At 66.7% G+C, this 18,006-nt stretch carries 20 protein-coding genes; 6 read left to right on the top strand and 14 right to left on the bottom strand.

Going from position 1 to position 18,006, the window contains the following annotated elements:
- Positions 1-4: 4 nt before the first annotated feature.
- Together V5734_RS19625 and V5734_RS19630 are read right to left on the bottom strand one after the other, a co-directional pair.
- A complete protein-coding gene (locus V5734_RS19625; protein WP_347311288.1) occupies positions 5-991 on the bottom strand; it encodes a membrane dipeptidase in 987 nt (328 codons plus the stop codon).
- The gene (locus V5734_RS19630; protein WP_347311289.1) at positions 988-2,442 is read right to left on the bottom strand and encodes an aldehyde dehydrogenase family protein; all 1,455 of its coding nucleotides are present in this window, start codon (positions 2,440-2,442) and stop codon (positions 988-990) included. Before V5734_RS19630 ends, V5734_RS19625 begins: the two co-directional genes overlap by 4 nt.
- 85 nt (positions 2,443-2,527) lie before the next feature.
- Here V5734_RS19630 and V5734_RS19635 point away from each other — a divergent pair, with 85 nt between their 5' ends.
- Entirely contained in the window at positions 2,528-3,379 is an 852-nt protein-coding gene (locus tag V5734_RS19635; RefSeq protein ID WP_347311290.1) for a LysR family transcriptional regulator, read from the top strand.
- A gap of 14 nt (positions 3,380-3,393) precedes the next feature.
- Here V5734_RS19635 and V5734_RS19640 read toward each other — a convergent pair whose 3' ends face one another.
- From V5734_RS19640 to hemF, 3 genes are all read right to left on the bottom strand, one after another.
- Positions 3,394-4,365: a 2-hydroxyacid dehydrogenase gene (locus V5734_RS19640; RefSeq protein ID WP_347311291.1), complete on the bottom strand. Its 972-nt coding sequence runs from the start codon at positions 4,363-4,365 to the stop codon at positions 3,394-3,396.
- A gap of 21 nt (positions 4,366-4,386) precedes the next feature.
- Positions 4,387-4,680 carry a chorismate mutase gene (locus V5734_RS19645; protein ID WP_347311292.1) on the bottom strand — a complete coding sequence of 98 codons (294 nt, stop codon included), beginning with the start codon at positions 4,678-4,680 and terminating at the stop codon, positions 4,387-4,389.
- 122 nt (positions 4,681-4,802) lie between these two features.
- A complete protein-coding gene (gene hemF / locus V5734_RS19650) occupies positions 4,803-5,684 on the bottom strand; it encodes an oxygen-dependent coproporphyrinogen oxidase (RefSeq protein ID WP_347311293.1) in 882 nt (293 codons plus the stop codon).
- Between the two features lie 149 nt (positions 5,685-5,833).
- Between hemF and V5734_RS19655 the strand changes: the two genes are divergently transcribed.
- Positions 5,834-6,193, top strand: coding sequence for a hypothetical protein (locus V5734_RS19655; RefSeq protein WP_347311294.1), 360 nt, complete (start codon positions 5,834-5,836; stop codon positions 6,191-6,193).
- A 16-nt stretch (positions 6,194-6,209) separates the two neighbouring features.
- On the top strand, positions 6,210-6,596 hold the full coding sequence (locus V5734_RS19660) for a hypothetical protein (RefSeq protein WP_347311295.1): 387 nt from the start codon (positions 6,210-6,212) through the stop codon (positions 6,594-6,596).
- Here the strand turns inward: V5734_RS19660 and V5734_RS19665 are convergent.
- Genes V5734_RS19665 through clpS form a run of 3 tightly spaced genes read right to left on the bottom strand, consistent with a single transcriptional unit; the run spans position 6,590 to position 8,809 of the window.
- Positions 6,590-7,399, bottom strand: coding sequence for an SDR family NAD(P)-dependent oxidoreductase (locus V5734_RS19665; protein WP_347311296.1), 810 nt, complete (start codon positions 7,397-7,399; stop codon positions 6,590-6,592). The two genes, V5734_RS19660 and V5734_RS19665, sit on opposite strands and share 7 nt — an antisense overlap.
- 41 nt (positions 7,400-7,440) lie before the next feature.
- On the bottom strand, positions 7,441-8,448 hold the full coding sequence (locus tag V5734_RS19670) for a class I SAM-dependent methyltransferase (RefSeq protein WP_347311297.1): 1,008 nt from the start codon (positions 8,446-8,448) through the stop codon (positions 7,441-7,443).
- Between the two features lie 19 nt (positions 8,449-8,467).
- The gene (gene clpS, locus V5734_RS19675) at positions 8,468-8,809 is read right to left on the bottom strand and encodes an ATP-dependent Clp protease adapter ClpS (RefSeq protein ID WP_347311298.1); all 342 of its coding nucleotides are present in this window, start codon (positions 8,807-8,809) and stop codon (positions 8,468-8,470) included.
- A gap of 141 nt (positions 8,810-8,950) precedes the next feature.
- On the opposite strand from clpS, the gene V5734_RS19680 reads away from it, so the two are divergent.
- Together V5734_RS19680 and V5734_RS19685 are read left to right on the top strand one after the other, a co-directional pair.
- Positions 8,951-9,661 (top strand): HAD family hydrolase, encoded by a 711-nt coding sequence (locus tag V5734_RS19680; protein WP_347311299.1) that lies wholly within the window; start codon positions 8,951-8,953, stop codon positions 9,659-9,661.
- A 227-nt stretch (positions 9,662-9,888) separates the two neighbouring features.
- A complete protein-coding gene (locus tag V5734_RS19685) occupies positions 9,889-11,694 on the top strand; it encodes a D-alanyl-D-alanine carboxypeptidase family protein (protein ID WP_347313676.1) in 1,806 nt (601 codons plus the stop codon).
- A gap of 4 nt (positions 11,695-11,698) precedes the next feature.
- Here V5734_RS19685 and ccoS read toward each other — a convergent pair whose 3' ends face one another.
- From ccoS to ccoG, 4 genes are read right to left on the bottom strand one after another with little or no spacing between them, the layout of a single operon-like run.
- The gene (gene ccoS, locus V5734_RS19690; RefSeq protein ID WP_347311300.1) at positions 11,699-11,857 is read right to left on the bottom strand and encodes a cbb3-type cytochrome oxidase assembly protein CcoS; all 159 of its coding nucleotides are present in this window, start codon (positions 11,855-11,857) and stop codon (positions 11,699-11,701) included.
- Between the two features lie 10 nt (positions 11,858-11,867).
- The gene (locus V5734_RS19695; protein ID WP_347311301.1) at positions 11,868-14,051 is read right to left on the bottom strand and encodes a heavy metal translocating P-type ATPase; all 2,184 of its coding nucleotides are present in this window, start codon (positions 14,049-14,051) and stop codon (positions 11,868-11,870) included.
- A 3-nt stretch (positions 14,052-14,054) separates the two neighbouring features.
- The gene (locus V5734_RS19700; RefSeq protein WP_347311302.1) at positions 14,055-14,510 is read right to left on the bottom strand and encodes a FixH family protein; all 456 of its coding nucleotides are present in this window, start codon (positions 14,508-14,510) and stop codon (positions 14,055-14,057) included.
- Between the two features lies 1 nt (position 14,511).
- Positions 14,512-15,939, bottom strand: coding sequence for a cytochrome c oxidase accessory protein CcoG (gene ccoG / locus V5734_RS19705; protein ID WP_347311303.1), 1,428 nt, complete (start codon positions 15,937-15,939; stop codon positions 14,512-14,514).
- Between the two features lie 193 nt (positions 15,940-16,132).
- On the opposite strand from ccoG, the gene V5734_RS19710 reads away from it, so the two are divergent.
- Complete coding sequence (locus tag V5734_RS19710) at positions 16,133-16,813, top strand: DUF2270 domain-containing protein (protein ID WP_347311304.1); 681 nt, start codon at positions 16,133-16,135, stop codon at positions 16,811-16,813.
- Between the two features lie 96 nt (positions 16,814-16,909).
- On the opposite strand, the gene ccoP is transcribed toward V5734_RS19710, so the two are convergent.
- Both ccoP and V5734_RS19720 read right to left on the bottom strand, forming a co-directional pair.
- On the bottom strand, positions 16,910-17,782 hold the full coding sequence (ccoP, locus tag V5734_RS19715; RefSeq protein ID WP_347311305.1) for a cytochrome-c oxidase, cbb3-type subunit III: 873 nt from the start codon (positions 17,780-17,782) through the stop codon (positions 16,910-16,912).
- Positions 17,779-17,997 carry a cbb3-type cytochrome c oxidase subunit 3 gene (locus tag V5734_RS19720; RefSeq protein WP_347311306.1) on the bottom strand — a complete coding sequence of 73 codons (219 nt, stop codon included), beginning with the start codon at positions 17,995-17,997 and terminating at the stop codon, positions 17,779-17,781. The genes ccoP and V5734_RS19720 overlap by 4 nt, the downstream gene beginning before the upstream one ends.
- Positions 17,998-18,006: the final 9 nt, after the last annotated feature.

Genomic DNA, 18,006 nt, shown 5'->3' on the forward strand with positions numbered 1-18,006 from the left:
CCCCTCACGCCTTTCCCGCAGGCCCGAAGCTCGCTTCGAAGAATCTCAGCCAGTTGCCGCCCATCACCGCCGCGACCGTATCCGCATCCATCCCGGTGGCCCGCAGACCGGCGGCAATCCTACTGAAATCCTGATTGTCGGCGAACCAGTCCGGCATCGGCGGGAAGCCCGGCGCCGCCGCGTTCCCCTCGCCGTAGTCGATCTTCTTGGTCCAGCGACCCACGCGCATCCATTCGACAACACTGTCCGGCTGATCCTGGCACAGGTCCGTGCCAATGCCGATCCGCTCCGGCCCCATCAGATCGGCCGTACGCGCGATCATGTCGCAAAAGTCCTGCAAGGTGCAGGCGCTGCCATTCTTCAAATGGTGCGGATAGACCGAAAAGCCAAGCATTCCTCCGCTTTCAGCCAGCGCCTTCAGCACATGCTCCGACTTGTTCCGCAGCGCCGGATGCCAGCTTGCCGGGTTGGCATGGGTGATCGCGATCGGCCGGGTGGAATGGGCGATCGCCTCCAGCGTCGAGCGTTCGGCGGAATGGCTCATGTCGATCACAAGGCCCACCCGGTTCATCTCGGCCACAACCTCGCGCCCCATGCGCGTCAACCCGCCATCCTCGGCCTCGTAACAACCCGTCGCGAGAAGCGACTGGTTGTTGTAGGTCAGCTGCATGAACCGCAGGCCGAGCGTATGGAGCACCTCGACTAGGCCGATATCGGCCTCGATGCAGGAGGGGTTCTGCGAGCCGAAGAAGATCGCGGTCCGCCCTGTTTCCCGTGCGAGCGCCACATCAGCGGCGGTCTTGCCCTGAAAGATCAGATCCGGAAACCGCTCGAACCAGCAGTTCCAGGCCTCGATGTTCAGCACCGTCTCGCGGAATGTCTCATGATAGGTGATCGTCACGTGAACCGCATCGACGCCACCCTCGCGCAGCTGGCGGAAGACCTTTTCCGACCAGTTGGCATATTGCAGACCGTCGATGACCGGTGTCATTCCGGTGCCCCCGCCGCGACATAGGCGGTCTTCACCGTCGTGTAGAACTCCGCCGCATAGCGACCCTGTTCGCGCGGTCCGAAGCTCGACGCGCCACGCCCGCCGAAGGGGACGTGATAGTCGGTGCCCGCCGTCGGCAGGTTCACCATCACGCAGCCCGCCCGCATATTGGCGCGGAAATGGTTCGCGCGGGCGAGCGAGCGGGTCATGATCCCGGCGGTAAGGCCGAATTCGCTGTCGTTGGCGAGGTGGAGCGCCTCGCCGTAGCTGCCAGCGCGGATCACGCAGGTGATCGGCGCGAACATCTCTTCCCGATTGATCCGCATGTCGTTGCGGGTGCCGGCAAAGACCGTTGGCGCCATGAAGTGGCCCTCGGTCGGACGGTTCACACGGTTGCCGCCGCACAGAAGCTCCGCCCCTTCGGCCTTGCCGATCCCGACATAGTCGAGGTTCTGCGCCAGCTGGTCCGCGCTGACGACCGGCCCGATCTGGGTGCCCTCTTCCAGCGCGTGGCCGACCTTCAATGCGCCCGCCGCCGTCACGAGCTTCTCGACGAAGGCGTCATGGATCGTCTCGTGCACGATCAGCCGGCTCGTGGCCGTGCATTTCTGGCCGGTCCCGCCGAAGGCCGCGTTCGCCGCGTGGGCGACGGCCAGGTCGAGATCGGCATCGTCCATGATCAGCATCGGGTTCTTCGACCCCATCTCCATCTGAACCTTGGTCATGTTCGCGACCGCCGCCGCCGCGATCCCCCGTCCGACGGGCACCGACCCGGTGAAGCTGATCGCATCGACCTTCGGGCTTTCAACGAGCCGCTGCCCGACATCGCGCCCCGGCCCCGTGACGAGGTTGAAGAGCCCGACCGGAATGTCCTGCTTGGCGATGATCTCGGTCAGCGCGACGGCGCTCGCCGGCGTGAGGTTCGCGGGCTTCCAGACGACGGCGTTGCCGAAGGCCAGTGCCGGGGCGATCTTCCAGGCCGGCGTCGCGACGGGGAAGTTCCAGGGCGAGATCACGGCGACAACGCCGACCGGCTCGCGCCGCACGTCGATCTCGATCCCCGGCCGCACGCTTTCGGCCAGATCGCCCTGATTGCGCAGCGCTTCCGCCGCGAAATAGGCGAAGAACTGCCCGGCGCGATAGACTTCGCCCTTGCCTTCGGCGGCGGGCTTGCCCTCTTCGCGGGCGATGATCCGGCCGATCTCCTCGGCCCGCGCCATCAGTTCGGTGCCAATGGCCATCAGCACTTCATGCCGTTTCTGGATACCCGCCGCCCACCAGACCGGCTGCGCGCGCCGGGCGGCGTCGAGCGCGGCATCGAGCTGTGCGGCACTTGCCTGGTCGTAATGCCCGATCAGGTCGGAAACATCCGAGGGGTTGCGGTTCTCGATGGTCGCGGCGCCCTTCTGCCAGGCTCCGTCGATGTAAATTCCGGCCGGATTGCGTATCATGGATTCCTCCCGTTCTCTTCACATAGACGGCGGCGTTGCTTTCAGGCAATCTTGAACAATTGAAGTTTTATTCAGGCTTTCTGAAATGGCCATCACGCTCGGAATGCTGCGTGTCTTCCGCACCGTCGCCGACCAGGGCTCGCTCGCCGGCGCCGCATCGGTTCTGGGGCGCACCCCCTCGGCGCTGTCGATGACGCTGGCCCAGTTCGAGGAGGAGATCGGCGGCCCGCTGTTCGAGACCGACCGCAAGAACCGGCTGACCCCGCTCGGGCTGATGGTGCTCGACGAATGCCAGCGCGCGACGGATGCGTTCGACCGCTCCAGCGGCGCGATCCGCCGCCATGTGCTGTCGGGCGCCGGACTCGTGCGGATCGCCGCCGTGCCGTCGGCGACCGTGACGCTGCTGCCCGACGCGGTCGCTCGGTTCCGGCGCCTGCACCCGGATGTGCGGCTGGAGATCAGCGATGTCGACAGCGCCTCGGTCCTGCGCCGCATCAAGCTCGACGAGGCGGATATCGGCATCCTCTCGGCCGGCATCGCGGACAGACCTGCCGGCGCCGTGATCCGTCGGGACGAACTTGGCATCGTCTGCTCGAACGGCGGGCCGATCGCCGGGCGGCGGAACCCGCCGTCCTGGGACCTGCTCGCGCTGGAACCCCTGATCGCCAACCCCCTGTGCGGCCTCGTCGACCATGATAGCGTCCGCGCGCTGCTGAATGAGGGTCATCTTGAAGCGCGGAACACGACGGCGCTTCTCACCTTCGTCAGAAGCGGCCTCGGCGCCACGATCCTGCCCGCGAGCGCCCTCGAAGACCGCGCGGACGGGATCACGTTTCTCGTTCCCGAAGATCCGCCCGCCTTCCGCGAACTGCGCAAGATCAGGCCCGAAACCCGCCGCCTCAGCCCGGCGGGCGAGGCATTCTGGGACGCGCTCTGACGGCGCTGGCGCGGTCAGGCGACCCGGTCGCGCGGCGTACGGCCCGCGAAAAAGTCCACGAGGTTGTCCATCACCCTGAACCCCATAGCCTCGCGCGTCTCGCGCGTGGCAGATCCCAGATGCGGCAGCATGACGAGGTTCGGCGCGGCCATGAGCGCCTCGGGGATGCGCGGCTCGTTCTCGTAAACGTCAAGACCCGCACCGCCGATCCGGCCCTCTTCCAGCGCTTCGGCCAGCGCCGCCTCGTCCACGACCTCGCCGCGCGCGGTGTTAATCAGGAACGCGCCGGGCTTCATCAGGCCGAACCTGCGCGCGTCAATCAGATGGCGGTTGGCCGCGCCTCCGGGGCAGTGGAGCGACACGAAATCGCAACGCGGCAGAAGGTCGTCGATCGCCTCCACCTGCGCGGCGCCGGTTCTTGCCAGAACCTCGGGCGCCACGGCCGAGCGGTTCTGGACGAGGATCGTCATCCCGAACCCGTGATGGGCACGGTCAGCGACGGCCTGCCCGATCCGCCCGAATCCGATGATACCCAGCGTGGCCCCGCTGACCTTGGTGCCGATCAAGTGCGTCGGTCGCCATCCGCTCCACGCCCCCGCGCGAAGGTCGCGCTCGCCCTCGCCCGCGCGCCGTGCCGCCATCAGCATCAGCGTCAACGCAAGATCGGCGGTGCAATCGCTCAGGACGTCGGGTGTGTTGGTGACCGCAATGCTCTGGCCCTTCGCCGCCGCGACGTCGATATGGCTGAAGCCGACCCCGTAATTCGCAAGGATGCGGGTGCGGATCGCCGGCCGATCGAAGACCTCGGGCCCGATCCGGTCGGTCACCGTCGGCAGGATCGCGTCAAACGCCCCCAGCGCGTCGCGCAAGGCATCCCGCCCAAGCGGGGTGTCGGCGGTATTGAGCGTCACGTCGAACGTCTCGGCGAGTTTCACCTCGACCGCTTCCGGCCACCGCCGCGTGATCAAGATCCTTGGTCGTGCCATTTCCATTCTCCTGCCGGGCCGTCAGTTCGGTCCGATTACCGCCTCTTCGCGGGCGATCGACCAGTCGATAAGGTGGCGCCACAACGCCTCTGCCAGCCCGGGATCGAGCCCTTCGGCCATCGCGCGGGCGCGGACCTGTGCCACGACCTCCTCAACCCGCTCGTCGATCCGCGCGGGAAGGCCCAGCGCGGGCTTGAGTTCGGCCGCACGGTCGATGTACCCCGAACGCTCGACGAGCAGGGCAACGATCAGCCCGTCGACCCGGTCGATCTCGGCTCTGATCTCGGCCATCGTCCTGCATTCCACCGGCGTCATCCGTCTCTCCTTCGCAGTCCGCCCGCCTCATAGCGGCTGCGGCGCCCCGCGACAATGCGGCCCGACGTCAGGCGACGGACGAAAGCCGCCGGAGCTTTGTCGGTGATCCCCGGATCGTCCGCTCAGACCCATTTCGCGAGCGGCGGCAGGCTCATCAGCACGGCATTGGCATCATGCCCCGTCTCGAGGCCGAACTTGGTGCCGCGGTCGTAGACGAGGTTGTATTCGGCATAAAGGCCACGATGGACAAGTTGGGCGTCGCGGTCCGCATCGCTCCACGCCGTGCCCATCCGACGCTCGACAAGGGGAAGGAAGGCCGGCAGGAAGGCACGGCCGACCGCCTGGGTGAAGGCGAAATCGGCCGCCCAGCCGCCAGTGTTGAGATCGTCGTAGAAAATGCCGCCGACGCCGCGCGCGCGACCGCGATGCGGGACGAAGAAATATTCGTCGGCCCAGGATTTGAAACGCGGGTAATAGCCCGGATCGTGGGCGTCGCAGGCGGCTTCGAGCGTGGCATGGAAATGCACCGTATCCTCGGGATACTCGATGCAGGGATTGAGGTCGGCACCGCCGCCGAACCACCAGGCATGCGGCGTCCAGAACATCCTTGTGTTCATGTGGACGGCCGGCGCATGCGGGTTCTGCATATGGGCGACAAGGCTGATGCCCGAGGCCCAGAAGCGCGGATCGCTCTCCATTCCCGGAACGCCGCGCGCCGCCATCGCCGCCTGCGCCCGCGCGCCGAGCCGGCCGTGGACGGTCGACACATTGACCCCGACCTTTTCGAAGACCCGGCCGCCGCGCATCACGCTCATCAATCCGCCGCCCGCATCGCCGCCGCCGTTATCGCTGCGCTTCGTCCGCGTCACCTCGAACCGGCCGGGGGCGGCGTCCGACCCGGCGGCGCGGTTCTCGAGGCCTTCGAAGGCCGCCACGATCTCGTCCCGCAGGCTGCGAAACCACGCCGAGGCGCGCGCCTTTTCCGGTTCCATCTCTTCGTTCATTCCATCCATCCCGGCCCCCTTGCAGTTCGCTTAACAGCTTAGTTCGCGTCCCGCCAGAATGACAAATCCGCGCGGCCGGCGAGCGAGTGTTTGGCCCGCCCGCGCGGGGCCGCTAGAGTAAGCGTGTCACAATTGCCGCGAGTCGCCCGATGTTCGTTCGTCCCGCCCTGATTGCAGTTGCCCTTGCGGGTCTTTCGGCCTGCGCCGACACTGCCAACCGCTGCGGCGGGCCGGAGACGCGCGACATCAGGACCATCGACAGGCTCATCGCCGAAACACGCGCCAATCTGGACCGTGGTTATACGCAGGCGCGCGAGGATAGCGGCGCGGCGGTGAATTTCTGCCTCGGCAGCCACCGCTCCAATGTCGGGCTCAGCTTCTGTACCGACTCCGGCACACGGACCCGGCCGGTCGCGCTCTACACGGCGGCCGAAACGCGCAAGCTCGAAGCGCTTCTGGCCCGCCGGGATCTGCTCGCCGCCCGCATCGCCGCCTGTGCCCGACCCTGACCGGAAAGTCCGTCCCATGCGCCTTCGCTTCACCCTTCTCCTCACCGCCCTCGTCGCCGCCTGCGGCACACCGCAGGAACAGTGCATCCGCACCGCGACGCGCGAACTTCGAACCCTCGACCGGCTGATCGCGGAGACCGAGGCCAATCTGGCGCGCGGCTACACCTACGAGGAGCACGAAATCATGCGCCACGAGTGGACGCGCTGCGACGACTGGGTGCGCGGCACGCCGGTCCGGATGTGCTTCGAGCCGGTATGGGATACGGTCAGGCGCCCGGTCGCGATCGACCCGGAGGCCGAGACGCGCAAGCTCGAAGGATTGCAGGCGCGGCGGAAGGCGCTTGGGCGACAGGCCGATGCCGCCATCGCCGCCTGCCGCGCACGCTATCCGGAAACTCAGTAAGCCGGGACCGACACGGGATCGATCAGCCCCCGCCCGCCATCGACGGTCAGAATCTGTCCGGTCACGAAGCTCGATCCGCTTGAGGCAAGGAATTGCGCCGCCTCGGCGACTTCAGACGGGGTCGCAATTCGGCGAAGGGGTGTTCCCCCGGCAATCAGGTCGTGCCAGTCGGGGTTGTCCTTGAGCGCCGATTGCATGCTTGCACTCATGATGCTGGCAATGGCGATCCCGTTTACCCGGATGCGCTCTGGCGCCAGCGCCACGGCGAGAGATCGCGTTGCCTGATCAAGCGCGGCGCCGGCGATGGAATAGGCCAGCAAGTCCGGCTGCGCCCGCCGCGCCGCGAGGCTGGAGACGTTGATGATCGTTCCGACGGGACCATCGGTCTGATCCTCCTTCTCGGCCTGAGCGATCATCCGCTTCGCTGCCATCTGGCTCAGCTTCAATGCCGGCAGGAGGTTCTGCTTCCACATCGCGTCAATGGACGCGTCGTCGGGATTGAGGGGATCCGTCGTCAGCACCGCCCGCTGCGCGTTGACCAGGATGTCGATGCGCTCGAACGCATCGACCGTCGCCGAGAGAAGGTTCGCGAGCGTCAGTTTCTGGCTGAGGTCGCCACCGAAACAGCGGACCGGCCCGTCTTCCCCGGCCGCCGCTCCGACCTCTTCCGCCAGCTTTGCCTCGTCGCTGTCGGCAAACATGACGCGGGCGCCGCGATCGACGAAGTGGCGGGCAATGGCGAGCCCGATGCCTTTGGCGGCCCCGGTGACGATGGCGGTCTTGCCGGCAATGGACAGGGACATGAACTCTCCGGGTTGATTCTGCCGCGGCAGGTTACGGGATTTCAGTGGCGCGGGCGAGGCGCGGCCACCGGGCGCGCCGCCGTCAGCAATTTGAAGCCGCCGTCGCCACCGATCTCGGCCACCTCGCGGAAATGCCTGGCCAGCACCGCCTCGTAGGGAAGATGGCGGTTCGCGACCATCCAAAGACGACCCGAGGGCACCAGCATCGCCGCCGCCGCCGCGATGAACGCGGCGCCGAGCGCCGGTTCGGCCGCGCGCCCGGTGTGGAAAGGCGGGTTCATGACCACCGCGTCGACCGATGCCTCGGGCCGGAAGCGCGTCGCATCCTCCCAATGGAACCGAGCCCGCGGGTCGGTGATATTGCGCCGCGCACAGTCGAGGGCGGCACGGTCGGCCTCGATCAGGTGAACTTCCTCGACGCCCGGCCGGGCGAGCACTTGCGCCGCGAGCCAGCCCCAGCCGGCGCCGAGATCGGCGACCCGCGGGGGAAGACGGTCCGGGAGTGCTTCGGCAAGCAGGGCGGAGCCGTGATCGACCTTTTCCGCCGAAAACACCCCCGGCGTTGTCACAAAACCCGGTGCCGGATGCAGGTCCGTCGCGCGCCAGTCGTCGAAGCGCGGCCCGGCATCGAACCGGAAGATCTTGCCGTGCGCCTTCGCGACGGGGGCCGAGACGGCGGCCCGGGCGCGGATGTCCTTCAGCATCGTGTCGATGCCGTCGGTCTTCTGCCCATCAATCCAGACCGGCCCGCCCGCGACGACCCGGGCCGCCGCCTCGGCCACCATGGCGCGGGCCGCGCCCCGCGCGCGCGGCACGAAGATGATCGCCGCCGAAAAGCCGTCGGGCGTCCCGGCGATCTGTGGCACCACCGTCCATCCCTGCGCGACGAGGGCGTCGTGATCCGGGCGAAAACCCTGCACGATAACCGCACGGTCTTGCGGCAGGTCCGACAGATCGGTCGCGCCACCCGGTCCGAGGACGAGAATGCTGCCCGAAACAGGCAAATGGTCGGCGCCCTGAAGCGCGAGGGAAAGTCTCGGATGGGTCATGTGAACCGGAGCCCCGCCCCTATTCCTTTTCCATCGTGCATTGCAGGGGGTGCTGATGCCGCCGGGCGAAATCCATCACCTGCGCCACTTTCGTCTCGGCCACCTCGAAGGAAAAGACGCCGACCACGGCCAGCCCCTTCTTGTGCACCGTCAGCATGATCTCGAACGCCTGCGCGTGGCTGAGGCCGAAGAACCGCTCGAGGATATGGACGACGAATTCCATCGGCGTGTAGTCGTCGTTCAGGAGCAGCACCTTGTAGAGGGGCGGCCGCTGCGTCTTCGGACGGGTCTTGGTAATGACCGTGCTTTCGGGGTCATTGCCGTCCTTGCGGTCCGACAGGGTGATGGGGCGCAATGACAAGAGCTCCCTCCTCGGGATTCGGGCGCAGGGGTTCGGAATGACAATATAATCCATGGGCCGGATGAGAAAAAGGTTGCGATTACATCGGCATTGATCCGATCGACCGAAAACGTCAGATTGAGCGCCCTGGGGAGGATGCCCATGCCCGCACTCACCACCATCGCCTTCGATGCCGACGACACCCTGTGGCACAATGAACGCTTCTTCCGCCTGACCCAGGACCGGTTCGCGGAACTCCTCGCCGGCTATGCGCCCCGCGATCATCTCGAGGACAGACTGCTGGCCGCCGAACGGCGAAATCTCGGGCGGTACGGGTTCGGCATCAAGGGCTTCACGCTGTCGATGATCGAAACCGCCCTCGACGTGACCGGCGACAAGGTGCCCGCCCAGGTCATCCGGGAGATCGTCGGGGCCGGGCAGGAGATGCTCGATCACCCGATCGAGCTTCTGCCTCATGCCCGCGAGGCGGTCGCGCGCCTCGCTGCGGATCACCATATCCTCTTGATAACGAAGGGCGACCTTCTCGACCAGGAACGGAAGCTGGCGCAATCGGGGCTTGGCGATCTGTTCGATGGGGTGGAAATCGTGTCGGACAAGACCGCCGCCGTCTACGCCGCGATCTTCGCCCGCCACGGCCACCTCCCTGAAGCCACGATGATGATCGGCAACTCGCTGAAATCCGACGTGCTGCCCGTCCTCGCCCTCGGCGGCTGGGGCGTCCATGTCCCGCATGACCTGACCTGGGCTCTGGAACACGAGGAGCCACCCGCCAGTCACGCGCGCTTCCGCAGCCTCGACGATCTCGGGGCGCTCGGCGACCTCGTCGCATCGGTGGAATCGGGCTGCGGCTGAGCCGATCTGGTGGTTGTGCCGGACGTTGCACCCATATCTGCCCGGCGCGACGGGATTATCTCAGCATTGGCAACAAACACATTGAAACAAGGGTGTTTTCGCATCGCGGCAGCTGTGCTATCGTGACGCAAATCAGTGAAGCGCCGGCGCCAATGACCGGGGCATGAGGCAGGAAAAAGGTGAGACAGGTGTTTGCTTGTCCGGGGCAGTGCGTCCATCGCACCCGCATGTTCGTCGCATTCGTGCTGGCGTTTCTTCTGACGCCGATGCTTGCGCTCTCGGCACCCTATGCCGATTTCGTCATCGACGCCCGAACCGGCGAGATCCTGCATCAGGACAACGCGGATACCCGCCTTCACCCTGCCTCTCTGACCAAGATGATGACGCTCTACATCGCGTTCGAGGCGATCGAGCACGGCGAGATCACGCTCGACAGCAAGGTCACGATCTCCAAGCACGCCGCCTCGCAGCCGCCGTCGCGGCTTGGCCTCAAGGCCGGCCAGACCATCGCGCTGCGCTACCTGATCCGCGCCGCCGCGATCAAGTCGGCGAACGATGCCGCCACGGCGATCGGCGAGGCGATCGAAGGGTCCGAGTCCGCCTTTGCCCGGCGCATGAACCGCACCGCGAAGCAGCTCGGGATGAGCCGCACGACCTTTGTCAACGCAAACGGCCTCACCGCCGCCGGCCACCTCTCGACCGCGCGTGACATGACCACGCTGGGCCGGCATGTCTTCTACGACTATCCGCAGTACTACAACATCTTCTCGCGCACCACGGCCGATGCCGGCGTGGCGCAGGTCGCCCACACCAACCGCCGGTTCCTCGCCTCCTACAAGGGCGCGGACGGAATCAAGACCGGTTACACCGCGGCGGCGGGGTTCAACCTCACCGCATCCGCCCAGCGTGGCAACAAGCGCATCATTGCCACGGTGTTCGGCGGCAAATCGACGGCGAGCCGTAACGCTCGGGTGGCGGAACTCATGGATCTCGGCTTCGGAAAGGCCCCGAACCGGGCAACCATCCAGAAACCCGCGCGGCCAGAATATCTCGCGAGCGCTGCGCCCGCAGACGACGGGATGGCCGAAGCCGTGGCACGCGCGGTCACCACGGCAACCGGCGCCGTTCCTGCCGGCAAGACCATCCGTCTCAACGTCGCCATCGCGAAAAGCCCGCGCCCGAAGGCACGGCCGCTGCCGGGCACCGAGGCGCCGCCGGAACAACTGCTTCTCGCGATGCAGGACGACATCAACGCGGCCCTCGCCGAGGCGCAGGAACTGTCCCTTACCGACGCGGCGCCGCCCGCCGTTGTCGTCGAAGCGGCGGGTGCAACGGAAGCGGCGCCTAATGCCGGCGCCCCCGAGGAGATCGTGGTGGCGGAGGTGCCCGAGCCTGCCGGGCCGATCTTTGCCGCAACGACCGAAGCGCAGCCTGAAACCACGATCGCCCTCGCCGCCGCTGCCGACGGCCCGGTTCAACCTGTGGACGCCCCCCTCGACCCCGCGACGGCAAATGCTCCGACCCAGTCCCCGACGCCCCCTTCCGCACCCAGACCGGCCGAACCGGCAGCGGACATCGCGGTGGCAGCGGCCGAACCGGTCGCGACGGACCCGGTTTCGGAGCCCGAGGTTGTCGTTGCCGAAACTGTCGCCGAACCGGCCGAAGCCCCGGTCGCCATCGCCGCGCCGGATACGCCTGCGCCGAAGTCCCGCCCGGACCAGATCGTGCTTGCCTCGTTCACCCCGAATGCACCCGTCGCCGAGGAACTGGAGGTCGTGACCCGCGTCTCCACGTCGGGCGGGCGGCAATGGTCGATCAACGTCGGGCATTTCGGCTCGCGCTACAACGCCGAGCGGGAACTTCTTCAAACCGCTTTGGTCGAGATGAACACGCTCGACGAGGCGCTCAGAAAGGTCGTGGCGCGGAAGGGCGGCTTCGATGCCAACTTCGTCGGCATGACCGAAGAGATGGCGAACCTCGCCTGCCGCCGGCTGCAAGCCCGGCAGACCGAATGCACGGTGATCGGGCCCTGACCCGTCAGGGTTTCGGGTGATCGTCCCAATCGGAACTGAGGATGCGGTTCGCATCGCCGTCCGGATCGTCGTATTGCCGGTGTTTCAGCGACCACAGGAAAGCCGCAAGCCCGATCCCGCCGAGAAGCAGCGAGACGGGGATGAGGTAGACGAGCATTTCCATCCTGGCAGCCCTATCTCAACCGAAGCGCGTTGAGCGAAACCGTGATCGAGGAGGCCGACATCGCCAGCGCCGCGATGAGGGGCGTCGCAAGCCCCACAAGTGCCACCGGCACGGCGACGACGTTGTAAGCCAGCGAGAGACCGAAGTTCTGCTTGATCCGCCGCCGGGCGATCTGCGCGATCCGCAGCGCGTCGGGCAACGGCGAAAGATCCTGCCCCAGAAGCACGATATCCGAAGCCGTCCGCGCGGCGTCGAGCGCCGTGGCCGGCGAGATGGAAACATGCGCGCCGGCAAGGGCCGCAGTGTCGTTCAGCCCGTCGCCGACCATCAACACCCGATGCCCCTCTTCCGTCAGCGCCGCGACCCGCGCCGCCTTCTCTTCGGGGCGCATACCGGATTGCCAGACGGGGATGCCGAGCGTCCGCGCCAGTGCCGCGACCGGCGCCTCACCGTCGCCCGACAGCAGGAAGACGTCCTTGCCCGCGGCGATCAGCGCCCGCACCGCCTCCTCCGCGCCGGGGCGGGGACTATCGGCGAAGGCGAACTCGACGGGCGCGCCGTCGCCCTTGCCGAACCAGGTCGCGGTGCGCGCGCCGGGTTCGGCGCCAAGCCATTCGGCGCGGCCGAGCCGCACCGTCGTGCCGCGCCAGCGCCCCTCGACGCCCGATCCGGGCACTTCGCGGATATCGGTGACCGAGGCGCGGCGAATGCCGGTGGCACTGAGCGCGCCCGCGAGTGCCCGCGACAGCGGATGCGACGAGGCTTCGGCCAGCGCGGCGACAATCTCCAGATGGGCACGCGGCCATTCGGACAGGTCCAATGGCTCTGGCGCGCCTAAGGTCAGCGTGCCGGTCTTGTCGAAGATGACGGTATCGACCTCTGCCAGTCGCTCCAGGGCCGTGCCGTCCTTGATCAGGAACCCCTTGCGGAAGAGTTTACCCGAGGCCGAGGTGACCACCGCCGGCACGGCAAGCGCCAGCGCGCAAGGACAAGTGATGATCAACACCGCCGCCGCGATATTGACCGATAGCCGCAGGTCCCACGTCAGGTACATCCAGGCCGTGAAGGCCGACAGCGCGAGAAGGTGGACCGAAGGCGAATAGGCCCGCGCCATCCGGTCGGCGAGCGAGGTGTATTTCGTCCGCGCGTTTTCCGCGACCGCAACAAGGTCGGCCATGCGGTGAAGCGAGGAGTCGCGCCCCGCCGCCGAAACCCGCACGGTCAGCGGGCCGGTCAGGTTGACCTCGCCCGCGCTCACCACACTGCCTTCGCCGGCCCAGACCGGCAGCGTCTCCCCGGTCAGGAGCGAGCGGTCGATCTCGGATGCGCCTTCCGTCACGGTTCCGTCCACCGGCATCCGCGCGCCGGGCCGGACGCGGACGAGGTCGCCGACGGCCAGTTCCGCGATGGGAACGATCTTCTCCTCACCGCCCTCGACCTTCGTCGCGCGGGGCACTTCGAGCGCGGCGAGTTCCTCCGCCGCCGACCGGGCCGCAGCGCGGCTGCGGTAATCGAGGTAGCGGCCCGCCAGCAGAAAGAAGCACAAGGACACCGCCGCGTCGAAATAGGCGTGGCGGCCGCCTTCGAAGGTCTCGTAGAGGGAGACCGTCGAGGCGAGGATCAGCGCCAGAGAGATCGGCACATCCATGCCGAGGCGGCGCGCCTTGAGCGAGGTCCAGGCCGAGGCGAAGAACGGTTGCCCGGCAAAGGCGAGTGTCGGCAGCGCGATGGCCGCCGAAATCCAGTGGAACAGATCGCGCGTCGCGGCCTCCGCGCCGGACCAGACCGCCACGGACAAGAGCATGATGTTCATCATCGCAAAACCCGCGACGCCGAGCCGCATCAACAGATCGCGGCCCCGCTTGTCGGTTTCCGTCACCGACAAAAGACCGGGATCAAGCTCGTGCGCCGGGTAGCCGATGGTCTTCAGCCGGGCGATCACGTCGTCCGCCGTGACCTCCGGCCCGGCCGCGACCGAAACGCGCTTCAATGTCAGGTTCACCCGCGCCGACGTCACCCCCGGCATCGCCGCCAATGTGCGCTCCACATCCGAGATGCAGGCCGCGCAATGCGCGGTCGGCAGCGACAGGATCAGGCCCGTCGCCTTTTCGGCCCTCCGCGCGGCGACGGCTTCGGCGGCGGGGGCCGCGACGCAGGCAGGACAGGCCGAGATCGAGGGCGCGGCCGAGGACATGGGTCAGCCCTTCACGAAAAGATCGAGACGCTGGTGGAACCGCGTGCCGTCCTCCGCGAAGGCTTCGAGAAGGATCATCCACTTGCCCGGGGCGAGATCGGCCGGCGCCACGTAATCGCCGTTCCGCCAGGCGAAGTCCGGCTTCAGGTCGTCGGACGCCTCTGTAGTGCGCCCGACCGTGGCCGAAAGCCGCTCCACCCGGACCGGCAGCCCGTCGGCGTCACGGAAGGCGAGCCGCAACTCGCCGGCCTCGTAGGTATGGCCAAGGGTCCAGCCGAGCGCCTCCTGCGCGGCGCGCTCGGCATCGAAGGTCTGGCTCGCGACATAGGAGTTCTTCACTTCGAGTCCGGGGAAGGTGCCGATGGCCTTCACCGCCATCAGCACGTTGACCCCGATGATCACCGCGAAGGCCGACGCGGCGATCAGGAAGACCTTGCGTCCGGTCAGAGGTGCGGCCATGTCACTGTCCCTTCCCGTTGAAGACCGTGTCGACACTGACGCGGTCCGTGCTTTCCAGATCCTCGACCCAGAGCCGGACCGCGGTCCGGTCCTCGGTCGCAGCCGGGCTCCCGGCCCGCGCGGTGACATAGACCCGCTCCGTCTGGGTCTGGTCCGCCGCGACCGTCACGACCATCTGTTCCGTTCCCTCGAGCGAGATCTGCAGATCCGCCTCCGAACTCAATGATATCTGGAACGGCCGATCCTCGCCATGCTTGTTCCTGAGCCGCACCTCATAGGTATTGCGGATCGACCCGTCGGCAAGGACGACGAACGTCGGATTGCGCACCGGCGTGACGTTGAGGTCGATGGGCGAGCGGATGAAGAGCGCGACGATCAGGCCGATACCGACGGCCGACCAGAGCGCGGTGTAAAGCAGCGTGCGCGGCCGGAAGATATGCTTCCAGAGGTTCTTCGGGTGCCCGCCGGCGCGCTCCTCTGCTTCGTCCTTCAGGGCGATGTAGCCGATCAGACCGCGCGGCTTGCCGATCTTGTCCATGACCTCGTCGCAGGCGTCGATGCAGAGCGCGCAGGTGATGCATTCGAGCTGCTGGCCGTTGCGGATGTCGATGCCCATCGGGCAGACGTTCACGCAGGCCATGCAGTCGATGCAGTCGCCCTGGCCGGGGTCCAACTCGCCCTTCTTCAGCTTGCCGCGCGGCTCGCCGCGCCACTCGCGGTAGGCAACGAGAAGCGTGTCCTCGTCCATCATCGCCGCCTGGATGCGCGGCCAGGGACAGGCGTAGATGCAGATCTGCTCCCGCGCGAAGCCGCCGAAGAAGAAGGTGGTGGCCGTCAGGATCGCCATCGTGAGATAGGCGATGGGATGGGCCTGCCCGGTAACGAGATCGACCAGAAGCGTCGGCGCGTCCGTGAAATAGAAGACCCACGCGCCCCCGGTGGCGAGCCCGATCAGGAGCCACAGAACCCATTTCGTCATGCGGAGCCGGAATTTGCGGAAATCCCATGTCGCGTTCCAGAGCCGCACCCGGGCGTTGCGGTCGCCCTCCACCCAGCGCTCGACGAGGATGAAGAGGTCGGTCCACACGGTCTGCGGGCAGGCATAGCCGCACCAGACCCTGCCCAGCGCCGACGTGAAGAGGAACAGACCAAGCCCGGCCATGATCAGCAGGCCGGCGATGAAATAGAACTCGTCCGGCCAGATCTCGATCATGAAGAAGAAGAAGCGGCGATTGGCGAGGTCGATCAGAACCGCCTGATCCGGCAGGTTCGGCCCGCGGTCCCAGCGGATCCAAGGCGTGATGTAGTAAATGCCGAGCGTGACCGCCATGATCACCCATTTGAGCGAGCGGAACGTGCCCTTCACGCGGCGGGGGAAGACAGGCTCCCGGGCCGCGTAAAGGGCCGGAGGGGTCTCTGTGGAACTCATATTCGGTTTCCTGGATTTATCCGTTCGCGCGGTCTTCCTAGGTGCGACGCAACCTCATGAGCCTTGATATAGGTCAAAATCGCTGCCGGGAATGCGGCGAATGCACCCGCCCGGCGAAGGCCGGACGGGTTTCAGGGCTTGGCGTGATGCGCGTCCCGGCATTGAATAGGGGCAGTCGGGGAGGACACGCAACATGGATAAACGCAGGGCAAGGGACGCGTCGGAATTCACGGCCGCCGAAATCGGCGCATTGTCGCATCTTTACCGGGCCGAAGTGTATCGCTCGACCATCTGGCGCACGCGGCTGGACACGACCACGAACTGGGCCGTCGTCACGCTGGGCGTCGCGCTCTCGATCACATTCGCCTCGCCCGGCGCGTCGCCGATGCCATTGCTGATCGTCGGGGTGCTCATCCTGCTCTTCGTGTCGCTCGAGGCGCGGCGCTACCGCTATTTCAACGTATGGCGCGCCCGGTCGCGCTGGATTGAAAAGCACTTCTTCGCGCCGATGCTGACCGATGGCGACCTGCACACCGAGGAGGACTGGCAGGGCATATTGGCAAACGATTACCTGCACCCCGCCTATCACATCGGCTTCATGACCGCGCTGGCCCGGCGCGTTCGGCGCAACTACCTCTGGATTCTCGGAATTCAGGCCATCGCCTATATCGGCAAGCTCGTCATCCACCCGTTTCCGGTTCAAAGTCTGGAGGACTTCACCGGCCGCGCCGCGATCGGGCCTCTTCCCGGCGGGATCGTGCTGTTCCTCGGGGCGGTCTACTGCATCGCGGGCGCGGGCCTGGCCTTCTGGGTCGCCCAGGCGGATGCGCGGCGCGCGAAGGTCAGGGGTGCGAATGCCGAAGCAATGGGTTAAAAGAAGAGAAAGGCACCGGCGCCCCCAGGAAACGCGCGAACAGGACGGGGCGCCGATGCTCTCCACCCGGGGGGGCCTGAGCCCCCCCGAATTCTTTTACTCGCCGCCACCGCGGCTGTGGACCCAAGCCGCGACCGCGCGGATATCGGCCTCGGACAGGCGTCCGGTCCAGGCGGGCATCACACCGAAACGGGCATTGGTCACCGAATCAGTGATCGCCGTTTGATCGCCGCCATAGAGCCATATTGCGTCGGTGAGATTCGGCGCGCCTTGACTTCTGTCACCTGTCCCGTCCTCGGCGTGGCAGGCCGTGCAGTTGTCGGCAAAGACCGTCGCGCCCTCAGCCGCAAGCGCCGCATCATGTTCCTGCCCGGAAATCTGCAGGACATATTGCGCGACCTGGTCGATCTGCTCCGGCTCCAGCAATTCGTCGGCGCCGAATTTCGGCATTTCGGAATAGTGGGCGTCCGGATCGGTCGTGTTGCGGATGCCGTGGCTGATCGTGGTGTGGATGTCCTCGATCGTGCCGCCCCAGAGCCAGTCGTTGTCCAGCAGGTTCGGGTATCCGACCGCACCCGCCGCGCCCGAGCCGTGGCACTGCGCGCACCAGGTGCGGAACACGGCGCCGCCGGCATTCTGGGTGTAGTTGACCAGTTCCGGGTCGGTGGCGATCGCGGTCAGATCGGCCGCGACCAGCTTCGCCTCGATCGGTGCGTTGGCATCCTCGTAGCGCTGGATCTCAACGGCGACGTCGGCGCGCGTATCCTGGCCGAGAAGGCCTTGCGTCGCACTCGATACAAGCGGCCAGGCCGGATACGCGATAGTATAGAGGACACCCCAGATGATGGTCAGGTAGAAGGTCCAGAGCCACCAGCGCGGCAGCGGATTGTTGAACTCCTGGATGCCGTCCCATTCGTGGCCGGTCGTTTCAGGATCGACCTTGGAGGTCTGTACGGGTCTCTTGCTCATTTCAACGCCTCCTGCGCCTTGGCGCCGATGCCCCCCGTCGCGCCATTGTCTCGCGCGGGTTTGTCTTCATGCCGGAACGGGATATTCGCGATGTCCTCGTGGACGCGCCGCGATCCGGGCCGGAAGGCCCAGAACACGACGCCGAGGAAGATCAGTGTAAGTGCCAGAAGCACCCAGCTGTCGGCGAATTCCCTCAGAAGCGAATAGATGTCCATCGCCCCCTC

The organism is Defluviimonas sp. SAOS-178_SWC (assembly GCF_039830135.1).
GTDB lineage: Bacteria > Pseudomonadota > Alphaproteobacteria > Rhodobacterales > Rhodobacteraceae > Albidovulum.

Excerpts from the sequence above, each read along its gene's own strand:
- V5734_RS19625 (WP_347311288.1), bottom strand. The coding sequence starts at position 991 with ATGACACCGGTCATCGACGGTCTGCAATATGCCAACTGGTCGGAAAAG.
- V5734_RS19630 (WP_347311289.1), bottom strand. The coding sequence starts at position 2,442 with ATGATACGCAATCCGGCCGGAATTTACATCGACGGAGCCTGGCAGAAG.
- V5734_RS19635 (WP_347311290.1), top strand. The coding sequence starts at position 2,528 with ATGGCCATCACGCTCGGAATGCTGCGTGTCTTCCGCACCGTCGCCGAC.
- V5734_RS19640 (WP_347311291.1), bottom strand. The coding sequence starts at position 4,365 with ATGGCACGACCAAGGATCTTGATCACGCGGCGGTGGCCGGAAGCGGTC.
- V5734_RS19645 (WP_347311292.1), bottom strand. The coding sequence starts at position 4,680 with ATGACGCCGGTGGAATGCAGGACGATGGCCGAGATCAGAGCCGAGATC.
- hemF (WP_347311293.1), bottom strand. The coding sequence starts at position 5,684 with ATGAACGAAGAGATGGAACCGGAAAAGGCGCGCGCCTCGGCGTGGTTT.
- V5734_RS19655 (WP_347311294.1), top strand. The coding sequence starts at position 5,834 with ATGTTCGTTCGTCCCGCCCTGATTGCAGTTGCCCTTGCGGGTCTTTCG.
- V5734_RS19660 (WP_347311295.1), top strand. The coding sequence starts at position 6,210 with ATGCGCCTTCGCTTCACCCTTCTCCTCACCGCCCTCGTCGCCGCCTGC.
- V5734_RS19665 (WP_347311296.1), bottom strand. The coding sequence starts at position 7,399 with ATGTCCCTGTCCATTGCCGGCAAGACCGCCATCGTCACCGGGGCCGCC.
- V5734_RS19670 (WP_347311297.1), bottom strand. The coding sequence starts at position 8,448 with ATGACCCATCCGAGACTTTCCCTCGCGCTTCAGGGCGCCGACCATTTG.
- V5734_RS19680 (WP_347311299.1), top strand. The coding sequence starts at position 8,951 with ATGCCCGCACTCACCACCATCGCCTTCGATGCCGACGACACCCTGTGG.
- V5734_RS19685 (WP_347313676.1), top strand. The coding sequence starts at position 9,889 with ATGTTCGTCGCATTCGTGCTGGCGTTTCTTCTGACGCCGATGCTTGCG.
- ccoS (WP_347311300.1), bottom strand. The coding sequence starts at position 11,857 with ATGGAAATGCTCGTCTACCTCATCCCCGTCTCGCTGCTTCTCGGCGGG.
- V5734_RS19695 (WP_347311301.1), bottom strand. The coding sequence starts at position 14,051 with ATGTCCTCGGCCGCGCCCTCGATCTCGGCCTGTCCTGCCTGCGTCGCG.
- V5734_RS19700 (WP_347311302.1), bottom strand. The coding sequence starts at position 14,510 with ATGGCCGCACCTCTGACCGGACGCAAGGTCTTCCTGATCGCCGCGTCG.
- ccoG (WP_347311303.1), bottom strand. The coding sequence starts at position 15,939 with ATGAGTTCCACAGAGACCCCTCCGGCCCTTTACGCGGCCCGGGAGCCT.
- V5734_RS19710 (WP_347311304.1), top strand. The coding sequence starts at position 16,133 with ATGGATAAACGCAGGGCAAGGGACGCGTCGGAATTCACGGCCGCCGAA.
- ccoP (WP_347311305.1), bottom strand. The coding sequence starts at position 17,782 with ATGAGCAAGAGACCCGTACAGACCTCCAAGGTCGATCCTGAAACGACC.
- V5734_RS19720 (WP_347311306.1), bottom strand. The coding sequence starts at position 17,997 with ATGGACATCTATTCGCTTCTGAGGGAATTCGCCGACAGCTGGGTGCTT.